The sequence below is a fragment of the Rhizobium sp. CRRU65 genome, from assembly GCF_048551595.1.
Taxonomy (GTDB): domain Bacteria; phylum Pseudomonadota; class Alphaproteobacteria; order Rhizobiales; family Rhizobiaceae; genus Rhizobium; species Rhizobium leguminosarum_J.
On record NZ_JBLYZH010000007.1, the window covers coordinates 138689 to 162922 of the forward strand.

Consider the following 24234-nt stretch of genomic DNA (forward strand, 5'->3'; position numbering starts at 1 on the left):
CGGTTGATGAACGGCGGGAGCGGTGTTTGTTGGAGGCGCTTATGTCATTTAGGAAAGCGCCATGGCGCTTGATTGCGGGACTAGCTACAGCGCTGATCGCGACACCGACGCTTGCGATCGATTCAACAAAGCTTCAGTCGATTCGCTCATCATTGTCTTTGGAAGAGATCGTAGCGTTTGCCGTTTCGAAATCAACAGCGCCGATTCTCGACATCAACAATCCAATCGATGTGAACATAGTCATCAATGCGAAGGGCATGGAGAGGAGCGATATTCAAGCTTTGCAGCTCGAGTTTTTCCGCGTGTTTTTTGGGCTAATGGCTTACGCAGACGTTCGTCTCAATTTCAACGCCAGCCAGTCGATAGATTATTCAGTTGGAGCGCCATATGCGCCTTTTGGTGATCAGAACCAGCTGTCAAACGCCCAGACCGTCGAAGTGTTCGTTGATCGTGATTCACTCAAGCTGGCAAAATTGGGCCAGATAGCAGTGCACGATATAGACACGCTTCGAAGCAAGCCGGACACATTAGAATGTTACCATGAGCGCCGAAAAGGATATCCGGTTATCAACGTCGTCGTCGACCGCGATATCAATCCGGTAGGCTGCCTTTACTCAGTCCTGCTGCAGTCGATCGGAATTGAGGGACCTTTCGGCGGGGTTGCAGCAACATATCGCGCCGGGGACGTTCCCGGCTTCAGACGCAATGCCGAAATGGCGGCAGCATATGCCATTCAAGAGTGCCGATCTGTCGTCGATAAAAAAGATCAGCTTGAGAAATGCCTGAGAGGAGTTCTCAAGGAAGGGAACTAAGGACCGCGGATTGCCCGATACCGCCTCGAATTTCCGCGCGAGGCGCCGTCGATGGCAAATTTCTAGGGCTCCTGCTCAGCCAATACCTACCTTTTCCGTGAAAGCGGCGGCAGGCGGCGCTTGACGGGCGAGGCTTTGATCATCGCGGTGTTGGTCTCCGCCCTTTCGGCAACCCGGTCGAGGATGCCGTCGAGGTCGGCCATCGAGCGGATGACCAGGCGGGCAATGAAGCAATCATCACCCGTCACCTTGTCGCATTCGATGATTTCCGGAATTTCCTGGATGATCCGCTCGACGATGTGCAACTGCCCCGGCAGCGGACGCACGCGCACGATCGCCTGCAGGGGATAACCGACGGCGGCGGGATCGAGATCGATGGTGAAGGCCTTGATGACGCCGCGCTCCTCCAGCCGGCGCAGGCGCTCGGCGGCACTCGGCGACGAGAGGCCGATCTGCTGGGCCAGCTCTTTCAGGGAGATCCGCGCATTGCCGGCCAGCGCTTCCAGAATGGCCTGATCGATTTCGTCGAGCGATTGCACATCATTAGCCACGGCGATCTATTTTCCTATTATGATTAGGCTATTTCGGTCATTTTCCTTTTTATCATTATATAAAATCGCCCCTTGACGCAATATCCTTATGTCATCGAAGACGGAGGCAATCATGGGTAGCGACATCAGACGAGGCACGGCGGAAATGACGGCAGCGATGCTGATCTCGGGGACGATCGGCTGGTTCGTCGTCATGTCGGGCCAGCCGGTCAGCGGCGTGGTCTTCTGGCGCTGCCTGTTCGGCGCGCTGACTTTGCTCGTCATCTGCGGCGCTCTCGGGCTGCTGCGGCCCGGCATCATCACGCTGCGCGCCTTCGGCATCGCCATTTTCGGCGGCATCGCCATCGTCTTGAACTGGCTGCTGCTGTTTGCCTCCTATTCGCATGCGACGATCTCGATCGCGACGACGGTTTACAACACCCAGCCTTTCATGCTGCTGGTGCTCGGCGCGCTCTTTCTCGGCGAGAAGATCACCGCGACCAAGCTGTTCTGGCTGGCGCTCGCCTTCGCCGGCATGGTGGCGATCGTCCAGGCAAAACCCGGTGCGGGCGGTGCTGCGTTCGACGGCTACGGCCTCGGCATTCTGATGGCGCTCGGTGCGGCGTTCTTCTACGCGCTCGCAGCCCTTGCCGCGAAATGGCTGAAAGGCACGCCGCCGCATCTGATCGCGCTCATCCAGGTCGCAACCGGCATGCTGATGCTGGCGCCGATGACCGACTTTTCCCATCCGCCCGGCGATATTGGGTCCTGGGCGATCCTGGTTACCGTCGGCGTCGTCCATACCGGGCTGATGTATGTTCTGCTCTACGGCGCAATCCAGAGGCTGCCGACGCATCTCACGGGCGCCCTGTCCTTCATCTATCCGATCGCCGCGATCCTCGTCGACCGGCTGGCCTTCGGCCACGCGCTGCAGCCGATGCAGATCGCAGGCGCGGCGATCATCCTGCTTGCCGCCGCCGGCATGAATCTCGGCTGGACGCCGCGGTGGCTGCGGCCGAGGGCGCTGGAGAGCTGAGAACCGGGCGGGCGTGGGAAGCACGCCCGGGACATGCCGATATTACTTCTGTCCGCGCGTCGTTTCGAACAGGAACCAGGTGCGGCGCTCGGCCTCGTCGATCCAGTTCTCGATCAGGCTGGCGGTTGCGACATCATTATGCTCGTCGCAAAGGCCATGCACCTCGCGCAGCAGCGAAACGAGCTGGGCGTTGTCCTCGCGCAGTTCCGACAACATGTCCTCGGGCGTGACGAAATCCGCGTCATTGTCCGAAAGGCGTTGCTGGCGGGCGATCTGGCCGATGGAGCGCAGCGTCGTGCCGCCGATCTTGCGGGCACGCTCGGCAATGTCGTCGGTCATCGCGAAGATCTGTTCCGCCTGTTCGTCGAGCAGCAGATGATAGTCGCGAAAATGCGGGCCGGACATGTGCCAATGGAAATTCTTGGTCTTCACATAAAGCGTAAAGACATCGGCGAGCAGCGCGGTCAGCGCCGCCGAAATATCGGTAGTGGCGTTGGTCGACAGGCTGGACGGCGTCTTGAGTGGCGAAAGCCTGCGGGTTTCGGCTGGCGTATGGGACATCTAATCTCTCCTTGGTGATGAAAATCTCTAGCGCCACCGGCCGGGAAAACGCGGCGGGCCGCGCTGATCGCGCATTTGCAGAGAGAGAAATAGCAAGGCCGGGTCGCTTTCCAAGTGGATCATGGTCCAGCAGACCTATTCCTTATGGTTATGGACCGATCAGCGCCAAAGCATTGATGAGGAAGCGGCGCTTTCCTATAGATGGGCGGTGGAAGCCCTGAGGGTTAAGAAGATGAGCCTTGCCGCCTTGCTGACCTATGCCGGAGCGCTGTTCATCGCCGCGGCCATTCCGGGACCCGGGATTACCGCGATCGTTGCGCGTGCACTCGGCTCGAATTTCCGCGAGACCTTCTTCATGGGCCTCGGCCTGGTGCTCGGCGACATGGCCTATCTGACAGCGGTCATTCTCGGCCTTGCCTTCGTGGCGCAAACCTTCACCGAGGTGTTCATAACAATCAAGATCGCCGGCGTCCTCTATCTCGGCTACATCGCCTGGAAACTCTGGACGGCGGGGCTGCTACCGCAGGATATCGCGGCGCGGAAATCCACCAATATCGGCATGTCCTTCCTCTCCGGCCTGCTGGTGACGCTCGGCAATCCGAAGACGATGCTCTTCTATGTCGCCCTGGTGCCGACGCTGATCGATATCGGCAATATCGGCCTGCGAGACTATGCGCTCCTGCTCACCACCACCTTCGTGGTGCTGATCGTCGTGCTCGTGCCCTATATGCTGCTTGCCTCGCGGGCCCGCACGATGCTGAAGCAGCCGCGGGCCTTGCAGGCGCTGAACCGGGTTGCATCAGGCATCCTCGCCGGCACCGCAGCCTTCATCGCCACGCGGGCGGCCTGAAATAAACATTCGGCAAGAAACGGTTTTCAAAGGTTTTTTTCTCTCCTGATCGGTCCTCCAGGTCGAACGCGGTCTGGCCTAGACGGGCCTTTGACCCTATTCTCCCCTCGATTTCAGGAGCAGGATTTCAAAGGGAGAGCACCCATGTCGCACAAGCCCGGCCGCGGCCGCATCTATTCCTCGATCACCGAGACCATCGGCGACACGCCGCTCGTGCGCTTCGACAAGCTGGCGCGGGAAAAGGGCGTCGTGGCGAACCTGATCGGCAAGCTCGAATTCTTCAACCCGATCGCCTCCGTCAAGGATCGCATCGGTGTCGCGATGATCGAAGGCCTCGAAGCCCAGGGCAAGATCACCCCCGGCAAGACGGTGCTGATCGAGCCGACCTCCGGCAACACCGGCATCGCGCTCGCCTTTGCCGCCGCCGCCAAGGGTTATCGGCTGATCCTCACCATGCCGGAGACGATGTCGGTCGAGCGCCGCAAGATGCTGGCGCTGCTCGGTGCCGAGCTGGTGCTGACCGAGGGCCCGAAGGGCATGAAGGGCGCCATCGCCAAGGCCGAGGAACTAGCGTCCTCGCTTCCCGACGCCGTCATTCCGCAGCAGTTCGAAAACCCTGATAATCCGGAGATCCACCGCAAGACGACGGCCGAGGAAATCTGGAACGATACCGACGGCACGGTCGACATGGTCGTCTCCGGCATCGGCACCGGCGGCACGATCACCGGTGTCGGACAGGTGCTGAAGAGCCGCAAGCCCGAGATCAAGATCATCGCCGTCGAGCCGGCCGATTCGCCGATCCTCTCCGGCGGCAATCCCGGCCCGCACAAGATCCAGGGCATCGGCGCCGGCTTCGCGCCGAAGATCCTCGATACCGGCATCTATGATGAGGTCGTCACCGTGACCAATGACGAGGCCTTCGAACAGGCGCGGCTCGTCGCCCGGCTCGAAGGCGTGCCGGTCGGCATCTCCTCGGGTGCGGCACTGACCGCCGCAATCAAGGTCGGCGTCCGTCCCGAGAACGCCGGCAAGAACATCATCATCATCATCCCTTCCTTCGCGGAGCGTTATCTCTCTACGGCGCTGTTTGAGGGGCTGGGGAGCTGAGGTTTGGCCGGCTCTTATCTTCGCAGAATATCGGGGCGCTTCGGCGCCCCATTCTTTACATCGGAATCGTCAGCAGTGCGCCACGATCACGGTTGGATTGAAAGTTTCCGCCTTCCGGTCAACCCGATCTTGCCGAACGGGCATGGCAAGGAGGGATCATCCTCCCAAAGCGGAGTTGAGACCGGCTGTAACCATGCGCGTCAGCCTAGCAGTGCGGTGATCATCCGTTGTGACCCGGACGGATCCTCGAGCACGGGGGTTAGATCGCTCACCTGGTCCAGGGCGCCGACGACCGGAAGTTCTTTGATCAAGGGGTCCCGTATCCCCTTGAGGGTTGCCTCGACCAGGTCGTCGGCATTGATCGTCGTGAAGGGGCGTTCGAAATACGGACCAATGACCGGCTCGACCTTGCCGCCGATGCCGTCCGCCAGTTGGCGACGTGCCAGCGCAAGATAGGCCGAAGCGAGTGTCTCTCCGCGCTCCTGCCATCCCTCAGCCAGCAAGACCCGCTGCAACAGCGGTGACAGGGTTTCGGCAAGCGGCAGTTTCCCGAACGCACTGCCAAACCACTTCGCGTACGGCGCATAGCGGCGCTCGAGGAGGAAACCCATCCGCATGCTGTCACGCACGAGCCGGCTCGCAACCACGCGGGACCCCAGATCGTCGCCAACCTGTCCCGCTCGGCCGACAGAGGCCTGCTCCTCGGCAATACGCCGCCACTGACAGGCGATTTTGTAAAGCCACACGTCGTCAGGGAAATAGGCCAGTGCCGTTCGGGCGCGTGTCAGCCGTTTGTCGTCATCGTGGAAAACGGCACCTCCCGTGAAGGCGAGCAGCCGCTGTTCGGCGAAGCCCAGCCACTGCAAGGGAGCAAGGTTATCGACGGACCGAACGGCCAGAAGCCGTTCCAGCGTAGCCTCAAAGGTGTGGAATTCGAGTCCATGCTCAATGGCGCCTGCCGCCTCCGGGCCATTTGCAGGAGGATGAGGGCGGCTCCGCCACCCGATAGGTTCACCAAGGTAGCTGGTGGGCGCCACCTGCGTGAACTCAACCACCAACCGTCGGGCATAGTCGTTGAATTTATCTGTGCTCAAGAAGATGTGGACCCGAGGGCCCCAGTTGTGATCCCTGGAAACCTCGTCGTCTAAACCAAGCAGCTCCGATCCAAATCCAATTAGCGCCGCTGAATGTGGGAGTTCCGGCGCGAAACTGGTCATCCAGGGTCTGACAATGTCCGCGTAGAAGCGACGCGATAACTCAATCCCCTGCATGACCTCTCCTCCCTCAAGGCCGCACATGATCCTTTGCGGAAACGGCAAAGTCCAGCATCAAGACCGGCGCGCTCAAGGATTATTCGTCAGTTCGTTTTCGCAGAATATCGGGGTGCTTCGGCGCCTCTTACCTTACGCCGCAGCCGTCAGCCTTTCCCCAGCGATGCGATAGGAGATCGCTTCGGCGAGATGGATGCGGCCGACCGTTGGCTTGCCGTCGAGATCGGCCAGCGTGCGGGCGACCTTGAGCACGCGGTGGTAACCGCGGGCGGAGAATTTCATCTTTTCGGCGGCATCGCGCAGCAGCTGCAGGCCGCTGGCGTCGGGCTCGGCCAGTTTCTCGATCATCGCGGTGGAGCAGCGGGCATTGGTGCCGATGCCCTTTGCACCTGTGCTTTCGAAGCGCTCCTGCTGGATCTCGCGGGCGCGGGCGACGCGGCGGGCGACGTCGGCACTGGTTTCAGCCGCCATCGGCCGGATCAGATCGGCGGCGGAGACGGCCGGCACGTCGATACGGATATCGATGCGGTCCATCAGCGGGCCGGAGATGCGGGCCTGGTAATCGCTCATGCAGCGCGGGCCACGGGCACAGGTATGGCCAGGCTCTCCGGCCATGCCGCAGCGGCAGGGGTTCATCGCCGCGATCAGTTGGAATTTCGCCGGATAGGAGACGCGGTGATTGGCGCGCGCAATAACGCATTCACCGCCTTCGAGCGGCTGGCGCAGCGCATCGAGCGCCTGCGGCGTGAATTCGGGAAACTCGTCGAGAAAGAGCACGCCGTGATGGGCAAGCGAGGCTTCGCCCGGACGGGCGCGTATTCCGCCGCCGACGAGGGCCGCCATGGTGGCGGAATGATGCGGGGTGCGGAAGGGCCGACGATCGGAAAGCTTGCCGCCGGAGAGCTGGCCAGCGATGGAATGAACCATCGACACTTCCAGCAGTTCGGCGGCGGAAAGCGGCGGCAGGATCGATGGCAGCCTGGCCGCCAGCATCGACTTGCCGGAGCCCGGAGGGCCGACCATCAAGAGGTTATGACCGCCGGCGGCTGCCACCTCGAGCGCCCGCTTGGCGCTTTCCTGGCCCTTGATTTCGGCAAGATCCGGCAGGTTTGCGGCATTGGCGCGGATCGACGCCTCCGGCCGAGACAGGACCTGCGTGCCGCGGAAATGATTGGCAAGGGCGATCAGGCTGCGCGGGGCGAGAATATCGACCTCGGCGCCTGCCCAGGCGGCTTCGGCGCCGCTTTCGGCCGGGCAGATCAGCCCCTTGCCGAGCGCATTGGCGCCGATCGCAGCCGGTAGCGCGCCTGATATAGCGGCGATCGTTCCGTCGAGGTTGAGCTCGCCGACGACGACAAAATCCGACAGCGCATCGGCGGGAATGGCGCCGAGGGCGGCCATCAGGGCAAGGGCGATCGGCAGGTCGAAATGCGAGCCTTCCTTCGGCAGGTCGGCAGGCGCCAGATTGACCGTCACGCGCTTGGCCGGCAGCGCCAGGCCGGAGGCGTGGAGGGCCGCCTGTACGCGCTCGCGGCTTTCGGCCACCGCCTTGTCAGGCAGGCCGACGATCTGCATGCCGACCTTGCCGGGAGCGACCATGACCTGAACCTCGACCGGCACACCTTCGATGCCCTGAAATGCAACCGTACTGACACGCGCGACCATATGCCCATCCCTTGTCCCGCAAACTCTACCATACCGCCCTGCTGCCTTTGAAGGCCAACGGTTGCAATTTGGCATGGACGCAGGAATAAAACAAGAACAATCAAAGAACGGAGTCAGGCATCCGCTGTGACCTTGGTTGTGCTCGGTCGCGGGACCAGAACGGTCATGGCCGGCTGGCTCAGCCGCGCTTGCGCTCGATCGCATCCCAAAGCAGGGCTGCTATATCGGCGCCGCCGAACTTCTTCACCTCGCGGATGCCGGTGGGAGAGGTGACGTTGATCTCGGTCATGTAATCGCCGATCACGTCGATGCCGACGAGCAGGAAGCCGCGCTCCCGCAGCGCCGGGCCGATGCGGGCGCAGATTTCCTGTTCACGCGCCGTCAGCTCGGTCGCCTCGGCGCGGCCGCCGACATGCATGTTGGAGCGGCTGTCGTGTTCGGCCGGCACGCGGTTGATGGCGCCGGCGAATTCACCGTCGACCAGGATGATGCGTTTGTCACCCTTGCGCACGTCGGGCAGATATTGCTGGGCGATGAAGGGCTCGCGGAAAAGCTGGCCGAACATTTCCAGCAGCGAAGAGAGATTGCGGTCGTCGCGGGTCGAATGGAAGACGCCGGCGCCGCCATTGCCGTAAAGCGGCTTCAGGATGATATCGCCCATCTCGTCGCGGAAACGGCGGATCTCGGCGGCATCCTTGGTGATCAGCGTCTTCGGCATCAGGTCGGAGAATTCGGTGACGAAGATCTTCTCCGGCGAATTGCGCACCCAGGCGGGATCGTTGACGACGAGCGTCTTCGGATGGATGCGCTCGAGCAGATGCGTCGAGGTGATATAGGCCATGTCGAAGGGCGGGTCCTGGCGCAGCAGCACGACATCCATGGTCGCGAGATCGACGCGCTCCGGCGCGCCAAGCTCGTAGTGATCGCCCTTGACGTCGCGCAGCACCATCGGCTCGACGCTGGCATAGAGCTTGCCGTCACGGAAGCTCAGGCGGTCGGGGGTATAATGGAAGAGCTTGTAGCCGCGCGCCTGGGCTTCCAGGCTCATGGCGAAGGTGGAATCACCTGCGATATTAATGCCTGCGACATGGTCCATCTGGACCGCTACATTGGTGATCTTGGCCATTTCCATCCCTCGCTGAATGCCGGACAGATGTAGGTCGGCCAGATATCAAACGCAACGGGCAATCAAGGCCTTCCGGCCCCGGAGCATTTTTGTTTTTGCGCAATTCCGGACGCAAAACCGCTGCACACATTTGCTGGAATTGCTTTTCACCGCGTTTCGAGTTTCCGCATCAGCCGGCCGCGATAGCTATCGAGAATGACGGCGAGCACGATGACGGCGCCGATGACGATCGGCTTGATATTGTCGTCGGCGCCCAAGAGCTGCAATCCCGTCGACAGCACCTGAAGAATGCAGGCGCCGACCAGCGTGCCGACAATCGAGCCTTTGCCGCCCGAAAGGCTGGTGCCGCCGATAATGACGGCGGCGATGGCATTCAACTCATAGCCGATGCCCGCGACCGGGCTGCCGACATTGAGACGGAGCAGATAGACCATGGCCGCAATGCCGGCGGTCAGCCCTGAGATCGTGAAGACCGCAATCTTGTACCGTTTCGGCTCATGCCCCGACAGCCGGACAGCCTCTTCATTGGTGCCGATCGCGAAGACGAAGCGCCCGAAGACAGTGTAGCGCAGCACGAACCAGCCGATGAGGACGACGACGATCGCAATCAGAAAGATCGACGGAAATATGCCCCAGAAGATCAGGTTGCCGAAATCGACGAAAGGCTGAGGCAGGCCGGTGATGGTGGAATTGTCGCTGACCACGCGCGCCAGGCCGCTGGCGACGTTCAGCATGCCAAGGGTGACGATGAATGAGGGAAGCTTCCACTTCTCGCAAATCCAGCCGTTGACGGCGCCAAGGATGGCACCCGTGCCCATCGACGCAAGACATGCGAGGACAATCGCCTGCCATGGCGAAAACGCCGGATTGATCATGATCGTCGCACCGATCACGGTGCAAAGGGCAAGCAGCGACCCGACCGAGAGATCGATGCCGCCAACGAGGATGACGAAGGTCATGCCGGCAGCAAGCACGGTGTTGATGGCAATCTGCACGAAGATCTTCAGGAAGTTCTCCGGCGTTGCGAAATAGGGCGCCGTCGCCGAGAAAAACGCCAGGATCAGAATGAGGGCAATGGCGACGCCCGCCTCCTTCAGCGAGATCCGGACAAGCTTGTCCCAGACGCTCACCTCTTTCGCCTCGGTCTGTTTTTCAATGTTGGCGGACACGGCTGTACTCCTTGTAGGCGAGCGAAAGGATCCTGCTCTCGTCAAATTGTTCCCGAACTATTTCGCCCGATATCTTGCCGTCGGAGAAGACGATGATGCGATGGCAAATGCCGATGAGTTCCGGCAGATCCGACGATACGACCAGAACGCCTTTTCCTTCGGCCGCAAACTTCCACAGAAGCTCGTAAATCTCGGCCTTTGCACCGACGTCGATTCCACGGGTCGGCTCATCGAAAATCAGAACTTTAGGGCCGCGGAACAGCCATTTTGCAATGACGACCTTTTGCTGGTTGCCGCCGGAAAAGGTTCTGACCGCCTGATGGATCGACGGGGTCTTGATGCGCAGTTCGCGCACGAGGCGCTGCGAATGATCGTCCTGCGCCCTTCGCATGATCAAACCGTTGCGGGAGATCTTGGCGAGATCGGTTATGGTGGCATTTTCAGCGCAGCTCATATCGAGCATCAAGCCCTGCGTCTTGCGGTCTTCGGTTGCCAGGCAGAGGCCGGCAGCAACGGCATCCTTCGGCGAATGGATCTCAACCGGATCGCCATTCACCCGAATTTCGCCGGCCGCTTTGGCATCGGCGCCGAATATGGCGCGAACCGCCTCCGTCCGGCCACTGCCGACAAGACCGGCAATGCCGACGATTTCCCCCTTTGCCACGGAAAATGACAGTTCCGGGCTATTGCGCGTCACCTTCAGGCCGGACACGCCGAGCGCCTCGCCGGACACGGTGCTGTCGCTGCGAAAAATGCCATGATCCGAAAGCTTGCGCCCGACCATGAGTTCGACGATGTCAGGAATAGCAAGTCCGGACAGCGGACGCGTGATCACATGCTGGCCGTCGCGCAGCACCGTCACATCGTCGCCGACGTCAAAGATCTCCTCCAGCCTGTGCGAGATGTAGAGCGTGGTCACGCCACGCCGCTTCAGCCGCTTGAGAATCTCGAAGAGGCGATCGACCTCCTTGGAGGTCAGGGTTGCCGTCGGTTCGTCGAGAACGAGAAGCTTGCTTTCATAACATAGCGCCTTGGCGATCTCGACCAGTTGAAGCTGCGCGACGCTGAGGCGGCTCGCCAGTGTCGTCGGGGCGACGTCGAGGCCGACCTCTTCCAGGAGTTCCGCTGCTCTGCTGTTCATTTCCTTGTAGTTCACCAGGCCGTAGCGGCGCGGCAGATGCTCGAACAACAGGTTTTCCGCCACCGTCAGGTTGGAAAGCGGATGCAGCTCCTGGTGAATGACCCGGATGCCCGCCTTGAACGCCTCCAACGGCGAGGCCGGATGGTATTGCTTGCCGTCGAATAGAATGTGACCGTCATCCGGCCTGAAGACACCGCCGAGCAGGTTGATCAGGGTCGATTTTCCAGCACCGTTCTCGCCGAGAAGAACGTGCCCCTTGCCGCGGCCGATCCGCATAGAGACATCCTTGAGCGCTACGACGCCCGGGAAGCGCTTGCCGATCCCTTCCAGCCTCAAAATGTCGTCATTTGCTGCGTCTGACATGGCGACCTCATGCACGCTTTGTTCGAACTCCACGCAGCACGCATCCCAGGAACTCGGAAACGAGCCTCACCTGAAGCGATCAACGCGTCAATCGGTTGGTAGCGGTGAGCGCCGGCCGCAGCCGACGCTTCCTGTACAGTGCTGCGCGTCTTGTCAGACGCGCGATGCGGGCGATCCCGACTATTTGAGATCCGCTGCGGTGACCAGCTTGATGTCGGTCTTGACCCAGCCGGTGAATGTCTCGCCGGCAAGTTCACGCATGCCATACTGGATGCCGAGGACCGCCATCTGCGCGCCATACTGTTCGACAGTGGCAAGCATCTTGCCATCCTTGATCAGCGGCTGAACCGGCGGAATGTTATCGAAGCCGACAACCTTGATCTTGCCACTCTGGCCGGCCGCATCGAGCGCCTTGACAACGCCGAGAGCCATCGAGTCGTTGGCTGCCATAACGCCCTGAATATCCTTATATTTCGTCAGGAAATTCGTCATGACGGTATTGGCTTCTTCCGTCTCCCAATGGGCCGTCTTGCTGTCGAGAAGCTCAAGCTTGCCAGACTTGACGGAGTCCATGAAGCCTTCCTTGCGCTCCTTGGCATTGTCGGCCTCGGGGTTACCCTCGAGGATGACGACCTTGGCGCCGGGTCCCAGATCCTTGGCAAGCGCGTCGCCCGCAAGCGTCGCCCCGCCCCTATTGTCAGGCCCGAAGAAAGCGAGATCGATACCGGCTTTCTTCTTCGCATCGGCATCGAGCGGCACGTCGATGTTGATGACCTTGACGCCGGCCTTGACTGCCTTTGCCAGCGGGGTTGCCATGGCCTTTGAATCGGCCGGCGCAACAACGATGATATCGTATTTCTGCGTGACGAAGTTTTCGACGGCATCGACCTGGGAAGCGAAATCACGCTCATCCTTCATGCCGACCGCCTTGAAGTCGAACTTGTCCTTGTTCTCGGCCGCATATTTGTCGGCGCCGGCCTTCATCTGCTTGAAGAACTCATTGGACAAGGATTTCATGATCAGGCCGACCTTCGGCTTCCCGGCCGCAAAGGCGGGCGACACGCCACAGGACAGCGCAAGCACTAAGGTGCCGGCAAGTCCAAGCTTCAATGCCGCACGGCGCGGCGCATTGATCAAGACGGATTCACGCTTCATAAAATTGGACATTTTTTCCTCCCGAACGGCCCTGGGCTCAGCTCCACCTGAGTTGCCGGCGGCAATGAACCGTTTCCAACGGCATCTGGGTAGCACGCCCTTAGAAATTGTCAAGCTGCCGAAATGGAGCCAAACGTCAGCTTTGACTCCCAGGTTTGGCCTGTATCGGTGCGCATGTAATGAACCGTTTCCATTGAGCATTGGCCCACGCTCGTGCTATGGAGACTGGCGGTCAAAATTGAGATGCAGCCCTTTGACGAGGGCCGCAAAGACCATTAGCTGGAAGCTTCGATCAGGCGCTCTTCGGTGTCTTCCGAAGGCGCAGAGAAAGGGCCACTGTTTCCGTTATGTCAAAGGTCGGGATTCGAGAGGTTGCCAAGCTTGCGGAAGTTTCCACCGGGACCGTTTCGCGGGTTTTGAATGATCATCCCTCCGTGACGAAGGAATTGCGGGCGCGCGTCACAGCGATCATCAAAGACCTCGGCTATACGCCCGACCCGTCGGCGCGAAGCATGCGCGGCAAGGTCAGCCGGCTCATCGGCATCGTCATTCCGGATCTGACCAATCCGTTCTTCGCGGAGCTTGTCCAATCGGCGGAACAGGCGGCGGCAAATCACGGCTATAATATCATCGTCATGACGTCGTTTGATCATGCGGCCAAGGAGGCTGACCGCATCAAACAGCTGACAAGCCGAAAGGTCGACGGCATCATGCTGGTTCCCAGCAATGATTTCCATACACTCAAGCTGCCGAAGGGATTGCCGATCGTCGTCGTCGACCGTCTCATGCCAGGATATTCCGGTATTGCCGCCGATCACCGCAATGGCGTTCGCCTTGGCGTCGAGCATCTTTTGCAGCTCGGTCATCGCCGCATCGGCTTCATCTCGGGGCCCGGCCACTCCGTCCCCGCCAACGATCGCCTCAGGGGCTATCTCGATGCGATCGAGCAAGCGGACGACAGCAAGCGAATGGCGGGCCCACCGCTGATCGCCGAGGCGGCTTTCGACTATGAAAGCGGCCGTGCCGCGGGAAATTATCTTCTGGCCCGTGCGCGCAACGAGCGGCCGACGGCGATCTTTGCAAGTTCGGACCAGCAGGCCATCGGCTGCATGCGGGCAGCGCATGATCTGGGAATTCCGATACCTGCAGCCCTTTCGATCCTCGGCTTCGACGGCATCCCGCTCGCAAGCATGACAACGCCACGCCTGACGACAGTGAAACAGCCGATTCAAGACATAGCCGCAGCGGCGGTGGCCGTTCTGTTGAACAAACAAACCGCGCCTGACCTCGACAATCCGATCCTATTCGGCTGCGAGATCTTGAAGGGCGAAACAACCGCCCCGCCTCAGCCCGATTAGCGCATAGGCCCGAACATCGAGATCGATCGTCAGGCGGCGATGCCCTGGTTGCCGCTGTTGCGCAGCATGTTGCGGAGGCGGTAGGCGATCGCCAAGGGCTTCGGGAAGGGCTTGCGCAGGAAGGCGACCTTGCGGACGTAATTGTCGACCCGCCAGCTTGCCCAGGTTCCGCCGGCGAAAAAGGCGACGTCGCCGGCACGCAGGGTTCGTTCCGTGCCGTCCTCGGCGGTGATATGAACCTCGCCTTCGAGGATCATCACTGTCTCGTCCCAGCCGAAACGCCAGCGGAATTCGCCCGCCGTGCAATCCCAGATCGCCGTCAGCGATGCCTCGTCATGGCCGCGCGAATGTTCGGCCGTGCGGGCCTGCGGATTGCCGCTGATAACCCAGTCCGGATTGATCGGCGTGGATTTAAGCGGCAGCAGACCGCTCGCATGCGCGACGAAGGATTTTCCGGCCGGCTTCGCCACGGCAGCATACGGCACCGAGCGCGCGGCCATGGCGACCGCACTTGCAAGCATTAGCTTCCAGGCCATGAAACAACCCCCAATTGTTATCCCTACCGAGTCGATAGCAGAGAGTCGTAAGAACCCGGTTCACGCGGGAACTAAAAGTTTAACGATCCGGAAATCCGATGGGTCGAAAGGGGCTCAGAAGGCATCAATAAAGTGCCGCGGCAGCCGGCCCGGCATGATCGCGACGATATCATAGCGCTGGGAAAGGCGGGCCTGATCCGCCTGGCGGGCAAGCCAGAGATCGCTTGCCGCCCGTATCCGCTTCTGCGCGGCGACAGAGACGGCGTCGACCGCCGCGGCCTCGCCATGGCGGGCCTTGACCTCAACGAAGACGGCGAGATCGCCCTTACGGGCGATGATGTCGATCTCGCCGAGCCTAGTGCGGTGGCGCAGCGCCAGGATGCGATAGCCCTTCAGCATCAGGAAGACGGCCGCGACATATTCCGACATGCGGCCCCGGCGCAGTGCCCTCCTCCTGATCGCGGTGAGATCGTTATCGCCCATCGGCGTTCTTGATCTCCAGCAGGCGCTGGTAGAGCACCTTGCGCGGCAGGCCGGTGAGGCGGGCGGCCTCGGTCGCGGCGCCTGCCGTCGGCATCGACTTCGACAGGTCGGCCAGCATGGCTTCGACATCGGCCTCAGCGGTCTCGACCGGCTCCGGCGGACCGATCACGAGGACGATCTCGCCCTTGACGTTTTCCACCTGTTGATAATGCGCCGCAAGGTCGGCAAGCGTGCCGCGGCGGAACTCTTCATAGGTCTTGGTCAGTTCGCGGCAGACGGAGGCGGGCCGAGCGCCGCCCAGCACATCGGCGGCGGCCAGAAGCGTTGCGCCGATGCGATGCGGCGATTCAAAGAAGATCAGCGTCGCGGGTGCTGCGGCAAGTTCACCCAGCCGGTCGCGGCGGGCCTTGTCCTTGGCCGGCAGGAAACCGGCGAAAAGAAAGGCATCGTTCGGCAGGCCGGAGCCGACAAGGGCTGCGAGCGGGGCGGAGGCGCCGGGAATGGGAATGACGCGGTAACCTGCCGCTATCGCCTGCTGCGCCAGCCGATAGCCGGGATCGGAGACCAGCGGCGTGCCGGCATCGGAAACCAGCGCCACCGAGCGCCCGGCTTCGAGCGCCTGCAGCAGCCTTGGACCGGCCTCGTCGGCATTGTGCTCGTGATAGGCAAAGGGGCGGTTCTGGATGCCGTAGCGGTCGAGCAGCACGCGGGTGACGCGCGTATCTTCGCAGGCAAGCACATCGGCGCCGGCCAGCGTTTCGAGCGCCCGCAGCGTGATATCGCCGAGATTGCCGATGGGAGTGGCGACGAGATAGAGCGCCGGCTCCAGCGGCCGCGCCGGCACCGTTGCATTGTGCAGGCGGAAGCTTCGCCGGCTGGCGGCGTCCGCTGTGGTTTCCTCATTCATGCCATTTGCTTTCGTCCCGCCGGCTCGTCGCCGGCATCGAACCCTTATGGGCGAGCCGCACCGCTTCGGCAAGGGTTCGGATTTCTGTGAGCATTGCTCTGGAAAACCGCAAATGCAGGGGTGCCGACGTCCATGCCTCTTGCAAAGCAATGCTGAAGTCTGCCATTTTGCCCGTCCACTCCCCCGGCCTCAAGCCGGGACAGCATTCTTCGGGTGCTCGACGCGCCCGGACAGTCACGGTCGAAAGCGGTAGCATCCCATGCGTATTACTATTGAGCGGTCAAACCTGTTGAAATCGCTGAACCACGTCCACCGCGTGGTCGAACGTCGCAACACGATCCCGATCCTGTCCAACGTATTGCTCAAAGCCGACGGCCAGAAGCTCGATATGAAGGCGACCGACCTCGACCTCGAAATCACCGAGGCGACACCTGCTAGCGTCGAGCAGCCCGGCGCCACCACCGTTCCCGCGCATCTTCTCTACGACATCGTGCGCAAGCTTTCCGACGGATCGGAAGTGCTGCTTGCCACCAGCCCCGATGGCGGCGCGATGACCGTGCAGTCCGGCCGCTCGAAATTCTCGCTGCAATGCCTGCCGGAATCGGACTTCCCTGATCTCACGGCCGGCACCTTCACGCATTCCTTCAAGCTGAAGGCGGCCGATCTGAAGATGCTGATCGACCGCACCCAATTCGCGATTTCGACGGAAGAGACGCGTTATTATCTGAACGGCATCTTCTTCCACACGATCGAGAGCAACGGCCAGCTGAAGCTCAGGGCGGTTGCGACCGACGGCCACCGGCTGGCGCGCGCCGATGTCGATGCGCCTTCCGGCTCCGAGGGGATGCCCGGCATCATCATTCCGCGCAAGACGGTCGGCGAGCTGCAGAAGCTGGTCGACAATCCCGAGGTAATGGTGACCGTCGAGGTCTCCGACGCCAAGATCCGGCTGACGATCGGCTCGATCGTCATGACCTCGAAACTGATCGACGGCACCTTCCCGGATTATCAGCGCGTCATCCCCACCGGCAACGACAAGGAAATGCGGGTCGACTGCACGAGTTTCGCACAGGCCGTCGACCGCGTCTCGACGATCTCCTCCGAGCGCGGCCGCGCCGTCAAGCTGGCGCTTTCCGAGGGGCAGTTGATGCTGACCGTCAACAATCCCGATTCCGGCAGCGCGACGGAAGAAGTTGCCGTCGGCTACGACACGGATGCGATGGAAATCGGCTTTAATGCCAAATACTTGCTCGACATCACCGCCCAGCTTTCCGGCGAGGAAGCGATCTTCCTGCTTGCCGATGCCGGCTCGCCGACGCTGATCCGCGACACGGCGGGCGACGATGCGCTCTACGTGCTGATGCCGATGCGCGTCTGACCGGAACGAAGGCCGCCCATTGCCGTTTTTCCTCCTGTCAAAACGGAGGATCCCATGACCAAAAAGACGGGAACGGTGCGCATCGGCATATCCGGCTGGACCTATGCGCCCTGGCGCGGTCAATTCTACCCGAAGGACCTGCCGCAGAAGCAGGAGCTTTCCTACGCCGCCCGGCACTTCCGGTCGATCGAGATCAACGGCACCTTCTACGGATTGCAGCGGCCCGAAAGCTTCGGCCGCTGGCGCGAGGAAACGCCGGAGGATTTCGTCTTCGCAGTCAAGGGACCGCGCTTCATCACCCATATGCTGCGGCTGCAGGATATCCAGACGGCGCTCGCCAATTTCCTCGCCTCCGGCCTTTTGCGGCTTGGTCCCAAGCTCGGACCGATCCTCTGGCAATTCCCGCCGAACATGGTCTTCGACCCATCCCTTTTCGAGAGCTTTTTGTCGCTGCTGCCGCACGACCGCGACGCAGCGACAGCGCTTGCGAAGCGTCACGACTGGCATATCAAGGGACCGGCCTGGCTTAAATGCGACGGGCACCAGCCGATCCGGCATGCGCTGGAGATTCGCCACGAGAGCTTCCGCTCACCCGCTTTCATCGACATGCTCAGGCGGCACAGGGTCGCTCTCGTCTGCGCCGATACGGTGAAATGGCCACTGCTGATGGATGTCACCGCCGATTTCATCTACTGCCGCCTGCATGGTTCCGAAAAGCTCTATGTCAGCGGCTACGAGGGCGAAGCGCTCGACATATGGGCGCAACGCATCCGCGCCTGGGCCACGGGTGGAGAAGCTGAGAATGCGACGCGAGTGCTGGCGCCCGTAGCGGCGCGCAGCAAAGGCCGTGACGTCTATCTCTATTTCGACAATACCGATGTGAAGCTGCGCGCGCCTATCGATGCCGATCAATTGAGCGAAAGGCTCGCCGATCTCCTGCCCGGTTCAGCGCCGAAAGCCGCATGAACTGTTGATGCCGATGTCCTTGTTGCGAAAATCCTTGTCCCTTAAGCGACAAGCGGCATATTAAGGCATTCGATCAACATGCGGATGGGTGGAGAATGAGCTTACGGGTCAAGGTGAAGGAACGGTTGGGCAAGAAGTTCGACGACGAGATCCGCTTCTTCCGGGGCATGATGCAGGGGCCGAAGACGGTGGGCTCGATCGTGCCGACCTCCTCGATCACGGCGAAGCGCATGGCAAGCGTCGTCGATATCCATTCCGGGCTGCCGGTGCTTGAACTCGGACCGGGCACGGGTGCTATCACCAAGGCCATTCTCGGCCGCGGCGTCCGTCCGGAAAATCTCGTCGCAATCGAATATTCGACGGATTTTCATAAACATCTGCAGCGGACCTATCCCGGCGTGCACTTCATCAACGGCGATGCCTTCGATCTTCAGAGTACTCTTGGCAATTTCAGCGGTCTCACCTTCGATTCCGTCGTCTCGGGTATTCCGCTGCTGAATTTCCCGATGGCGAAGCGCATCTCGCTGCTCGAAAGCCTGCTCGATCGACTGCCGGCCGGCCGGCCGATGGTGCAGATTTCCTATGGCGCGATCTCGCCGATCGCCGCCAATCCCGACCGCTACCATATCCAGCATTTCGACTTCGTCATGCGCAATATTCCGCCGGCGCAGCTCTGGATCTATAAGCGCGGCTGAGATGTTCGGGATCTACATCACTCATCCGCAGGTCAGGATCGACCCAAACGTGCCGGTGCCGAAATGGGGGCTTTCCGATGTCGGCGCGGCGCGGGCGCGCAAAGCGGCAGAGAGCGGCTGGGCGAGGCAATTGCAACGCATCGTCTCCAGCGACGAGACGAAGGCGATCGAGACGGCCGAAATCCTGGCGGAAGCGTCCGGCGTGACGATCGAGATCGTCCACGCGACGCACGAGAACGACCGCACGGCCACCGGCTTCCTGCCGCCGCCGCAATTCGAAGAGGCGGCCGACTGGTTCTTCGCCCATCCGGAACAAAGCTTCAAGGGCTGGGAGCGCGCAGTCGACGCGCAGGCCCGCATCGTCGAGGCCGTTAATGCCGTTCTTGCCACGCATGATGCGACGGCGCCGATCGCCTTTGTCGGCCATGGCGGCGTCGGCACGCTGCTAAAATGCCATCTGGCGGGCAGCCCGATCGCGCGCGACCGCGACCAGCCCGGCGGCGGCGGCAATCTCTATGCTTTCGGTCTTGCGGATCGGCGCCTAACATGCGACTGGACGCCTATCGAAGACTGGCAGGGGTGACTTCAGATGGACGCACGCGAGCGGTTGATCGTCGGCCTGGATGTTCCAACGATCGGCGAGGCGGAAAGACTGGTTTCCACGCTCGGCGACGACATTCTCTTCTACAAGATCGGCTATCAGCTGGTCTTTGCCGGCGGCCTGGAATTCGCCCGTGATCTTGCCGCAAGCGGCAAGAAGATCTTTCTCGACATGAAGCTGCTCGACATCGACAACACTGTCGCCTCCGGCGTCGAGAACATCGCCAAGATGGGCATGTCGATGCTGACGCTGCATGCCTATCCGAAAGCCATGAAGGCAGCGGTCGAGGCCGCAGCCGGCTCCGGCCTCTGCCTGCTCGGCGTGACCGTGCTGACCTCGATGGATGCCGACGACCTTGCCGAGGCGGGCTACAGCCAGGATCCGCACAGCCTGGTGCTGCGCCGCGCCGAACAGGCGCGCGCAGCCGGCATGGGCGGTATCGTCTGCTCGGCGGAAGAAGCGGCTGCAGTGCGCGAAATCGTCGGACCCGACATGGCCATCGTCACCCCCGGCATTCGCCCTGATGGTAGCGACAAGGGCGACCAGAAGCGGGTGATGACGCCTTTCGACGCGCTGAAGGCGGGAGCGACGCATCTCGTTGTCGGCCGGCCTGTCGTCAAGGCTCCGGATCCCCGCGATGCCGCCCGCGCGATCCTCAGCGAGATGGTGAGCGCGCTCTGGCCGGCAAATCGCTGACCGCAATCAACGACAAAAGGGATAAGACCATGGCCAAAGGATACTGGATCGCCCGCGTCGACGTTCGCGATGCCGAGCGCTACAAGGATTACGTGGCGGCCGCCAAGCCGGCCTTCGAAAAATATGGCGCGAATTTCCTGGCGCGCGGCGGCGCCTTTACCGAACTCGAGGGCAAGGCGCGCGTCCGCAACGTAGTGATTGAATTCCCGTCGATGCAGCATGCGGTCGACTGCTACAATTCGCCGGAATATCAGATCGCCGCGAAAATCCGCCAGGAGGCCGCGGATGCGGAAATGGTCGTCGTCGAAGGCGTCTGATCGACGTTACATCTTAAAAAACTGACGGCGTGATGGGCCTTCCCGTCGCGCAGGGATTCGGCTAAGACGAGAGCCAATTCAGCATCCCGCAAAGCCTTTCGAGGAGCCTGCCATGACCCTTGCCAACCTGCCGCCGCTCGTTACCGTGTTCGGAGGCTCCGGTTTCGTGGGCAGGCACGTGGTTCGGGCGCTGGCCAAGCGCGGTTATAGCATCCGCGTCGCCGTGCGCCGTCCCGATCTCGCCGGCTTCCTGCAGCCGCTCGGCAATGTCGGCCAGATCTCCTTCGTGCAGGCGAACCTGCGCTACCGCAGCTCGATCGACCGCGCCGTCGACGGGGCAAGCCATGTCGTCAACTGCGTCGGCATTCTGCACGAGGCCGGCCGCAACACATTCGACGCCGTGCAGGAATTCGGCGGCCGTGCGGTTGCCGAAGCGGCGCGCGGCGCGGGTGCGACGCTGACGCATATTTCGGCGATCGGCGCCGACGCGAAATCCGATTCCGACTATGGCCGCACCAAGGGCCGCGCCGAAACGGCCATCCTGTCGGTCAAGACCGATGCGGTGATCTTCCGTCCGTCGATCGTCTTCGGACCGGAGGACAGCTTCTTCAACAAGTTTGCCGAGATGGCACGCATGTCGCCGATCCTGCCGCTTATTGGCGGCGGCAAGACGAAATTCCAGCCTGTCTATGTCGAGGATATCGCCGAGGCCGTCGCCCGCGCCGTCGACGGCAAGGTCGCCGGCGGCAAGGTCTATGAGCTTGGCGGGCCTGAGGTGCTCAGCTTCCGTGAATGTCTCGAGACGATGCTGAAGGTAACGTGCCGTAAGAACCCGCTGGTATCCCTGCCCTTCGGCATCGCTTCGATGATCGGCAGCATCGCTTCGCTGGTCCCCTTCATAACGCCGCCGATCACGCCGGATCAGGTGCGCATGCTGAAGCGCGACAATGTCGTCTCCAAGGAAGCCGAGGCGGAAGGCCGCACGCTGAAGGGCCTCGGCATTGCGCCCACCATGGTGGCATCGGTGCTTGGCTCCTATCTCGTGCACTATCGTCCGCACGGCCAGTATACCGGCACCGGCAAGGCCGCCTGACCATCTTCTCCAACCGATCAGATTTGGCCGTCTGCGGATCCCGCGGGCGGCCTTTTGGCGTTGCCGTGTCCTGCAAAGCCCGGCGCAAGCCTGGGGTGTTTTGCTGTCCACCACATTGAGTTGCGTTGCATAAAAGACGCATCGGAATTTTTGTGGAATTAACGCGAAATTTAGCAGGAACGTTTATTGCTATTTGCCATTCCACTGACTACCAAACCCGCGCGTCTTCCAACGGACTCAACGCCTGCGGTCGCGCGCGGCAATCACTGTGAAAGGCAATTCTCGATGGGCAAGTCAATCGCGCTCCTGTTTGCGTGTGCGGCGCTGGTTATCCTTGCAGGCTCTTTCGTTGCGCCCGGTTCGGTCGCGGCGGTAAAGGGCGATTGCTCGCCGGCCTACGGCGTCGATCCTTGCTCTACGGCTTCGATCATCCATTGACGAAAAGCCGGTCCTGCGCCGGCATCTTGCCCAGACAAGCGGTCGATCGGAACGCCTGAAACAGCGCGTTCACAATGAACGCTCAGCCCTGCCTGCTTCAAGCGGCGGCGGGCGCTTATCCTCTCAATATCGCCTATCTGAAAGATTGGCGGCTTCTGCCGGCAACAGAGTGTCTGTTCGCGGAGTCCGACGGGGCATTTGCATTCGCGCCGGGAGTTGCGCGAATGCAATGCGGAACGGATGTCTCAGGCAATCAAGCCGGTCGCGGCCATGCCGAGCAGCAAAACACCGAGAATGATGCGGTAGATGGCAAACAGGGTAAACCGGTTGCTTCTGATATAGGCAAGCAGCCATTTGACGGCGATGAAGGCAACGACCGTGGAGACGACGAAGGCGATGCCGAGCGCCGTCCAGTCTTCGCCTGCCGCTCCGCCATCCCTGAACGTCTTCAGCAATTCATAGGCGCTTGCCGCGTACATTGTGGGTATGCCGACGAGAAAGGCAAACTCGGTCGCCGCGGCGCGGTTGCCCGTGCCTGCCAGCATGGCGACGAAGATGGTGGCGCCGGAGCGCGAGGTTCCCGGGAAGACGCCGGCAACGATCTGGGCGATGCCGACCAGGATGGCGACAAGCCAGGTAATCTCTTTGTGCGGCGGCCTGCGGGCGGCGGCCCATTCGGCAAAGATCATCCAGATACCGCCGATGATGAGCGCCCAGGCGATCGGCGTTGCGGTCTCCGGCAGTTCAAAGCCGAGCTTCTTGACGATAAGTCCGAGAATGGCGGTGATGAGAAACGCGACGATCAGCTTGGCGGCATAGTCGCGATTGACGGGATCACGCCAGCCAAGCACCAGATCCAGCAGACGACGCCAGTAGATGATGGTGACGGCGAGGATGGCGCCTGCCTGAATGACGATGTTGAACATGTCCGACCGATGTCCGAGCCATTGCTCGGCAATGATCAGGTGGCCGGTGCTCGAGATCGGCAGAAATTCGGTGATCCCCTCTATGACACCGAGAATTGCAGCATTTATATAATCCATACATTGTCTCCGGTTTAAAGTTCGGTCGGGCCTGAGCGCTTGGGCCGATCAGGCTGCCGCTTCCATTCGTTCGTTAGACCGTGTTTCGCCATTATCAGATGGCCTGAAAAATCCGATTCGCTTGTATTGGCGGGGCCAAACTCCTATAGCTTCAACCAATGAGTCATGACTAGGGCGCTATAATCGAGCTGCCACACAGTCCTGTAACAGCAATCACAAAGCCCGAGTATCGATGCCCACGCTTTATCATCATCCCATGTCATCCGCATCTCGCTTCGTCCGGCTGATCCTGGCGGAATACGGCTATCAGGCGGATCTGATCGAGGAGCAGACATGGGAGAAGCGCCGGGATTTCCTGGCGCTCAATCCGGCCGGCACGCTGCCGGTCTATGTCGACGACAGCATGCGCGCGCTCTGCGGCGCGAGCGTCATTTCCGAATATCTGGACGAGACGCACGGCGTCTTGAAGCGCGACCGGCGGCTGCTCGCCGAAGACCCTTTCCAGCGGGCGGAAATCCGCCGGCTGACCGAATGGTTCATGCAGAAGATGGAAAACGACGTGACCAAGCCGCTCGCCCGCGAGCGTGTCTACAAGTTGCAGATGACCGCCGATCAGGGCGGCGGCGCGCCGGATTCGAAGGTTTTACGCACGGCCCGCGCGAATATCCGTCAGCATATGCGTTATCTCACCTGGCTTGCCGGCTCGCGTCAGTGGCTGGCGGGCGAGCGGATGAGCTATGCCGACCTTGCCGCCGCGGCCTCGATCTCGATCCTCGATTATCTCGGCGAGATCGAGTGGGCGGATTCGCCCGTCGTCAAGGACTGGTACCAGCGGCTGAAGTCACGTCCCTCCTTCCGGCCGATGCTGACCGAGCGCGTGCGCGGCCTGACACCGGTTTCACACTATGCCGATCTGGATTTCTGACGAGGGCTCTTC

The 24234-nt window shown here is 61.3% G+C and carries 26 protein-coding genes; 14 read left to right on the forward strand and 12 right to left on the reverse strand.

Going from position 1 to position 24234, the window contains the following annotated elements; translation table 11 throughout:
• Positions 1-41 precede the first annotated feature (41 nt).
• Positions 42-812, forward strand: a complete 771-nt coding sequence (locus ACM5SV_RS16575) for a hypothetical protein (RefSeq protein WP_179038735.1) — start codon at positions 42-44, stop codon at positions 810-812.
• Between the two features lie 86 nt (positions 813-898).
• Here ACM5SV_RS16575 and ACM5SV_RS16580 read toward each other — a convergent pair whose 3' ends face one another.
• Complete coding sequence (locus ACM5SV_RS16580; RefSeq protein ID WP_222015143.1) at positions 899-1363, reverse strand: Lrp/AsnC family transcriptional regulator; 465 nt, start codon at positions 1361-1363, stop codon at positions 899-901.
• 112 nt (positions 1364-1475) lie between these two features.
• On the opposite strand from ACM5SV_RS16580, the gene ACM5SV_RS16585 reads away from it, so the two are divergent.
• The gene (locus ACM5SV_RS16585; protein WP_179038736.1) at positions 1476-2378 is read left to right on the forward strand and encodes a DMT family transporter; all 903 of its coding nucleotides are present in this window, start codon (positions 1476-1478) and stop codon (positions 2376-2378) included.
• Positions 2379-2420: 42 nt separating this feature from the next.
• Here the strand turns inward: ACM5SV_RS16585 and ACM5SV_RS16590 are convergent, their stop codons facing one another.
• Complete coding sequence (locus tag ACM5SV_RS16590; RefSeq protein ID WP_222015142.1) at positions 2421-2939, reverse strand: Dps family protein; 519 nt, start codon at positions 2937-2939, stop codon at positions 2421-2423.
• Positions 2940-3171: 232 nt separating this feature from the next.
• On the opposite strand from ACM5SV_RS16590, the gene ACM5SV_RS16595 reads away from it, so the two are divergent.
• Both ACM5SV_RS16595 and cysK read left to right on the forward strand, forming a co-directional pair.
• The gene (locus tag ACM5SV_RS16595) at positions 3172-3789 is read left to right on the forward strand and encodes a LysE family translocator (RefSeq protein ID WP_222015265.1); all 618 of its coding nucleotides are present in this window, start codon (positions 3172-3174) and stop codon (positions 3787-3789) included.
• 144 nt (positions 3790-3933) lie between these two features.
• Positions 3934-4896 (forward strand): cysteine synthase A, encoded by a 963-nt coding sequence (gene cysK / locus ACM5SV_RS16600; protein ID WP_222015141.1) that lies wholly within the window; start codon positions 3934-3936, stop codon positions 4894-4896.
• Positions 4897-5096: 200 nt separating this feature from the next.
• Here the strand turns inward: cysK and ACM5SV_RS16605 are convergent, their stop codons facing one another.
• The 6 genes from ACM5SV_RS16605 to ACM5SV_RS16630 all read right to left on the reverse strand — a co-directional run bounded on the left by ACM5SV_RS16605 (position 5097) and on the right by ACM5SV_RS16630 (position 12798).
• Positions 5097-6167 carry a DUF4037 domain-containing protein gene (locus ACM5SV_RS16605; protein WP_222015140.1) on the reverse strand — a complete coding sequence of 357 codons (1071 nt, stop codon included), beginning with the start codon at positions 6165-6167 and terminating at the stop codon, positions 5097-5099.
• 132 nt (positions 6168-6299) lie between these two features.
• A complete protein-coding gene (locus ACM5SV_RS16610) occupies positions 6300-7832 on the reverse strand; it encodes a YifB family Mg chelatase-like AAA ATPase (protein ID WP_168267830.1) in 1533 nt (510 codons plus the stop codon).
• A gap of 178 nt (positions 7833-8010) precedes the next feature.
• Positions 8011-8958: a glutathione synthase gene (gene gshB / locus ACM5SV_RS16615; protein WP_012759843.1), complete on the reverse strand. Its 948-nt coding sequence runs from the start codon at positions 8956-8958 to the stop codon at positions 8011-8013.
• A 146-nt stretch (positions 8959-9104) separates the two neighbouring features.
• Complete coding sequence (locus tag ACM5SV_RS16620; RefSeq protein ID WP_003555988.1) at positions 9105-10127, reverse strand: ABC transporter permease; 1023 nt, start codon at positions 10125-10127, stop codon at positions 9105-9107.
• Entirely contained in the window at positions 10111-11631 is a 1521-nt protein-coding gene (locus ACM5SV_RS16625; RefSeq protein WP_020487055.1) for a sugar ABC transporter ATP-binding protein, read from the reverse strand. Before ACM5SV_RS16625 ends, ACM5SV_RS16620 begins: the two co-directional genes overlap by 17 nt.
• A 180-nt stretch (positions 11632-11811) precedes the next feature.
• Positions 11812-12798 carry a sugar ABC transporter substrate-binding protein gene (locus ACM5SV_RS16630; RefSeq protein ID WP_018070004.1) on the reverse strand — a complete coding sequence of 329 codons (987 nt, stop codon included), beginning with the start codon at positions 12796-12798 and terminating at the stop codon, positions 11812-11814.
• A gap of 335 nt (positions 12799-13133) precedes the next feature.
• Between ACM5SV_RS16630 and ACM5SV_RS16635 the strand changes: the two genes are divergently transcribed.
• Positions 13134-14144 (forward strand): LacI family DNA-binding transcriptional regulator, encoded by a 1011-nt coding sequence (locus tag ACM5SV_RS16635; RefSeq protein ID WP_113546516.1) that lies wholly within the window; start codon positions 13134-13136, stop codon positions 14142-14144.
• A 29-nt stretch (positions 14145-14173) separates the two neighbouring features.
• Here the strand turns inward: ACM5SV_RS16635 and ACM5SV_RS16640 are convergent, their stop codons facing one another.
• The 3 genes from ACM5SV_RS16640 to rsmI all read right to left on the reverse strand — a co-directional run bounded on the left by ACM5SV_RS16640 (position 14174) and on the right by rsmI (position 16070).
• Positions 14174-14680, reverse strand: coding sequence for a cupin domain-containing protein (locus ACM5SV_RS16640; RefSeq protein WP_017995784.1), 507 nt, complete (start codon positions 14678-14680; stop codon positions 14174-14176).
• Between the two features lie 114 nt (positions 14681-14794).
• On the reverse strand, positions 14795-15163 hold the full coding sequence (locus ACM5SV_RS16645; RefSeq protein WP_012759838.1) for a YraN family protein: 369 nt from the start codon (positions 15161-15163) through the stop codon (positions 14795-14797).
• Positions 15153-16070 (reverse strand): 16S rRNA (cytidine(1402)-2'-O)-methyltransferase, encoded by a 918-nt coding sequence (gene rsmI, locus ACM5SV_RS16650; RefSeq protein WP_113546517.1) that lies wholly within the window; start codon positions 16068-16070, stop codon positions 15153-15155. Before rsmI ends, ACM5SV_RS16645 begins: the two co-directional genes overlap by 11 nt.
• A gap of 259 nt (positions 16071-16329) precedes the next feature.
• Here rsmI and dnaN point away from each other — a divergent pair, with 259 nt between their 5' ends.
• From dnaN to ACM5SV_RS16690, 8 genes are all read left to right on the forward strand, one after another.
• Positions 16330-17448, forward strand: a complete 1119-nt coding sequence (gene dnaN, locus ACM5SV_RS16655) for a DNA polymerase III subunit beta (RefSeq protein WP_003544738.1) — start codon at positions 16330-16332, stop codon at positions 17446-17448.
• A 54-nt stretch (positions 17449-17502) separates the two neighbouring features.
• Entirely contained in the window at positions 17503-18414 is a 912-nt protein-coding gene (locus ACM5SV_RS16660) for a DUF72 domain-containing protein (RefSeq protein WP_222015138.1), read from the forward strand.
• Positions 18415-18509: 95 nt separating this feature from the next.
• Positions 18510-19109, forward strand: coding sequence for a phospholipid N-methyltransferase PmtA (gene pmtA, locus ACM5SV_RS16665; RefSeq protein WP_012759835.1), 600 nt, complete (start codon positions 18510-18512; stop codon positions 19107-19109).
• Between the two features lies 1 nt (position 19110).
• Positions 19111-19692, forward strand: coding sequence for a histidine phosphatase family protein (locus ACM5SV_RS16670; RefSeq protein ID WP_017995782.1), 582 nt, complete (start codon positions 19111-19113; stop codon positions 19690-19692).
• Between the two features lie 6 nt (positions 19693-19698).
• On the forward strand, positions 19699-20406 hold the full coding sequence (pyrF, locus tag ACM5SV_RS16675; protein WP_012759833.1) for an orotidine-5'-phosphate decarboxylase: 708 nt from the start codon (positions 19699-19701) through the stop codon (positions 20404-20406).
• 29 nt (positions 20407-20435) lie between these two features.
• Complete coding sequence (locus tag ACM5SV_RS16680) at positions 20436-20723, forward strand: DUF1330 domain-containing protein (protein WP_012759832.1); 288 nt, start codon at positions 20436-20438, stop codon at positions 20721-20723.
• Between the two features lie 112 nt (positions 20724-20835).
• Complete coding sequence (locus ACM5SV_RS16685) at positions 20836-21816, forward strand: complex I NDUFA9 subunit family protein (protein WP_419425335.1); 981 nt, start codon at positions 20836-20838, stop codon at positions 21814-21816.
• Positions 21817-22101: 285 nt separating this feature from the next.
• The gene (locus ACM5SV_RS16690) at positions 22102-22254 is read left to right on the forward strand and encodes a hypothetical protein (RefSeq protein WP_003544729.1); all 153 of its coding nucleotides are present in this window, start codon (positions 22102-22104) and stop codon (positions 22252-22254) included.
• Between the two features lie 245 nt (positions 22255-22499).
• Here the strand turns inward: ACM5SV_RS16690 and ACM5SV_RS16695 are convergent, their stop codons facing one another.
• Positions 22500-23297: an undecaprenyl-diphosphate phosphatase gene (locus ACM5SV_RS16695; protein WP_012759830.1), complete on the reverse strand. Its 798-nt coding sequence runs from the start codon at positions 23295-23297 to the stop codon at positions 22500-22502.
• Between the two features lie 232 nt (positions 23298-23529).
• On the opposite strand from ACM5SV_RS16695, the gene ACM5SV_RS16700 reads away from it, so the two are divergent.
• A complete protein-coding gene (locus tag ACM5SV_RS16700) occupies positions 23530-24222 on the forward strand; it encodes a glutathione S-transferase family protein (RefSeq protein ID WP_003544722.1) in 693 nt (230 codons plus the stop codon).
• The last annotated feature ends 12 nt before the right edge of the window (positions 24223-24234 follow it).

What these genes read in the sequence shown, in the direction of transcription:
- ACM5SV_RS16575 (WP_179038735.1), top strand. Translation starts at nt 42, where the DNA reads ATGTCATTTAGGAAAGCGCCATGGCGCTTGATTGCGGGACTAGCTACA.
- ACM5SV_RS16585 (WP_179038736.1), top strand. Translation starts at nt 1,476, where the DNA reads ATGGGTAGCGACATCAGACGAGGCACGGCGGAAATGACGGCAGCGATG.
- ACM5SV_RS16590 (WP_222015142.1), bottom strand. Translation starts at nt 2,939, where the DNA reads ATGTCCCATACGCCAGCCGAAACCCGCAGGCTTTCGCCACTCAAGACG.
- ACM5SV_RS16595 (WP_222015265.1), top strand. Translation starts at nt 3,172, where the DNA reads ATGAGCCTTGCCGCCTTGCTGACCTATGCCGGAGCGCTGTTCATCGCC.
- cysK (WP_222015141.1), top strand. Translation starts at nt 3,934, where the DNA reads ATGTCGCACAAGCCCGGCCGCGGCCGCATCTATTCCTCGATCACCGAG.
- ACM5SV_RS16605 (WP_222015140.1), bottom strand. Translation starts at nt 6,167, where the DNA reads ATGCAGGGGATTGAGTTATCGCGTCGCTTCTACGCGGACATTGTCAGA.
- ACM5SV_RS16610 (WP_168267830.1), bottom strand. Translation starts at nt 7,832, where the DNA reads ATGGTCGCGCGTGTCAGTACGGTTGCATTTCAGGGCATCGAAGGTGTG.
- gshB (WP_012759843.1), bottom strand. Translation starts at nt 8,958, where the DNA reads ATGGCCAAGATCACCAATGTAGCGGTCCAGATGGACCATGTCGCAGGC.
- ACM5SV_RS16625 (WP_020487055.1), bottom strand. Translation starts at nt 11,631, where the DNA reads ATGTCAGACGCAGCAAATGACGACATTTTGAGGCTGGAAGGGATCGGC.
- ACM5SV_RS16630 (WP_018070004.1), bottom strand. Translation starts at nt 12,798, where the DNA reads ATGTCCAATTTTATGAAGCGTGAATCCGTCTTGATCAATGCGCCGCGC.
- ACM5SV_RS16635 (WP_113546516.1), top strand. Translation starts at nt 13,134, where the DNA reads ATGTCAAAGGTCGGGATTCGAGAGGTTGCCAAGCTTGCGGAAGTTTCC.
- ACM5SV_RS16640 (WP_017995784.1), bottom strand. Translation starts at nt 14,680, where the DNA reads ATGGCCTGGAAGCTAATGCTTGCAAGTGCGGTCGCCATGGCCGCGCGC.
- ACM5SV_RS16645 (WP_012759838.1), bottom strand. Translation starts at nt 15,163, where the DNA reads ATGGGCGATAACGATCTCACCGCGATCAGGAGGAGGGCACTGCGCCGG.
- rsmI (WP_113546517.1), bottom strand. Translation starts at nt 16,070, where the DNA reads ATGAATGAGGAAACCACAGCGGACGCCGCCAGCCGGCGAAGCTTCCGC.
- dnaN (WP_003544738.1), top strand. Translation starts at nt 16,330, where the DNA reads ATGCGTATTACTATTGAGCGGTCAAACCTGTTGAAATCGCTGAACCAC.
- ACM5SV_RS16660 (WP_222015138.1), top strand. Translation starts at nt 17,503, where the DNA reads ATGACCAAAAAGACGGGAACGGTGCGCATCGGCATATCCGGCTGGACC.
- pmtA (WP_012759835.1), top strand. Translation starts at nt 18,510, where the DNA reads ATGAGCTTACGGGTCAAGGTGAAGGAACGGTTGGGCAAGAAGTTCGAC.
- ACM5SV_RS16670 (WP_017995782.1), top strand. Translation starts at nt 19,111, where the DNA reads ATGTTCGGGATCTACATCACTCATCCGCAGGTCAGGATCGACCCAAAC.
- pyrF (WP_012759833.1), top strand. Translation starts at nt 19,699, where the DNA reads ATGGACGCACGCGAGCGGTTGATCGTCGGCCTGGATGTTCCAACGATC.
- ACM5SV_RS16680 (WP_012759832.1), top strand. Translation starts at nt 20,436, where the DNA reads ATGGCCAAAGGATACTGGATCGCCCGCGTCGACGTTCGCGATGCCGAG.
- ACM5SV_RS16685 (WP_419425335.1), top strand. Translation starts at nt 20,836, where the DNA reads ATGACCCTTGCCAACCTGCCGCCGCTCGTTACCGTGTTCGGAGGCTCC.
- ACM5SV_RS16690 (WP_003544729.1), top strand. Translation starts at nt 22,102, where the DNA reads ATGGGCAAGTCAATCGCGCTCCTGTTTGCGTGTGCGGCGCTGGTTATC.
- ACM5SV_RS16695 (WP_012759830.1), bottom strand. Translation starts at nt 23,297, where the DNA reads ATGGATTATATAAATGCTGCAATTCTCGGTGTCATAGAGGGGATCACC.
- ACM5SV_RS16700 (WP_003544722.1), top strand. Translation starts at nt 23,530, where the DNA reads ATGCCCACGCTTTATCATCATCCCATGTCATCCGCATCTCGCTTCGTC.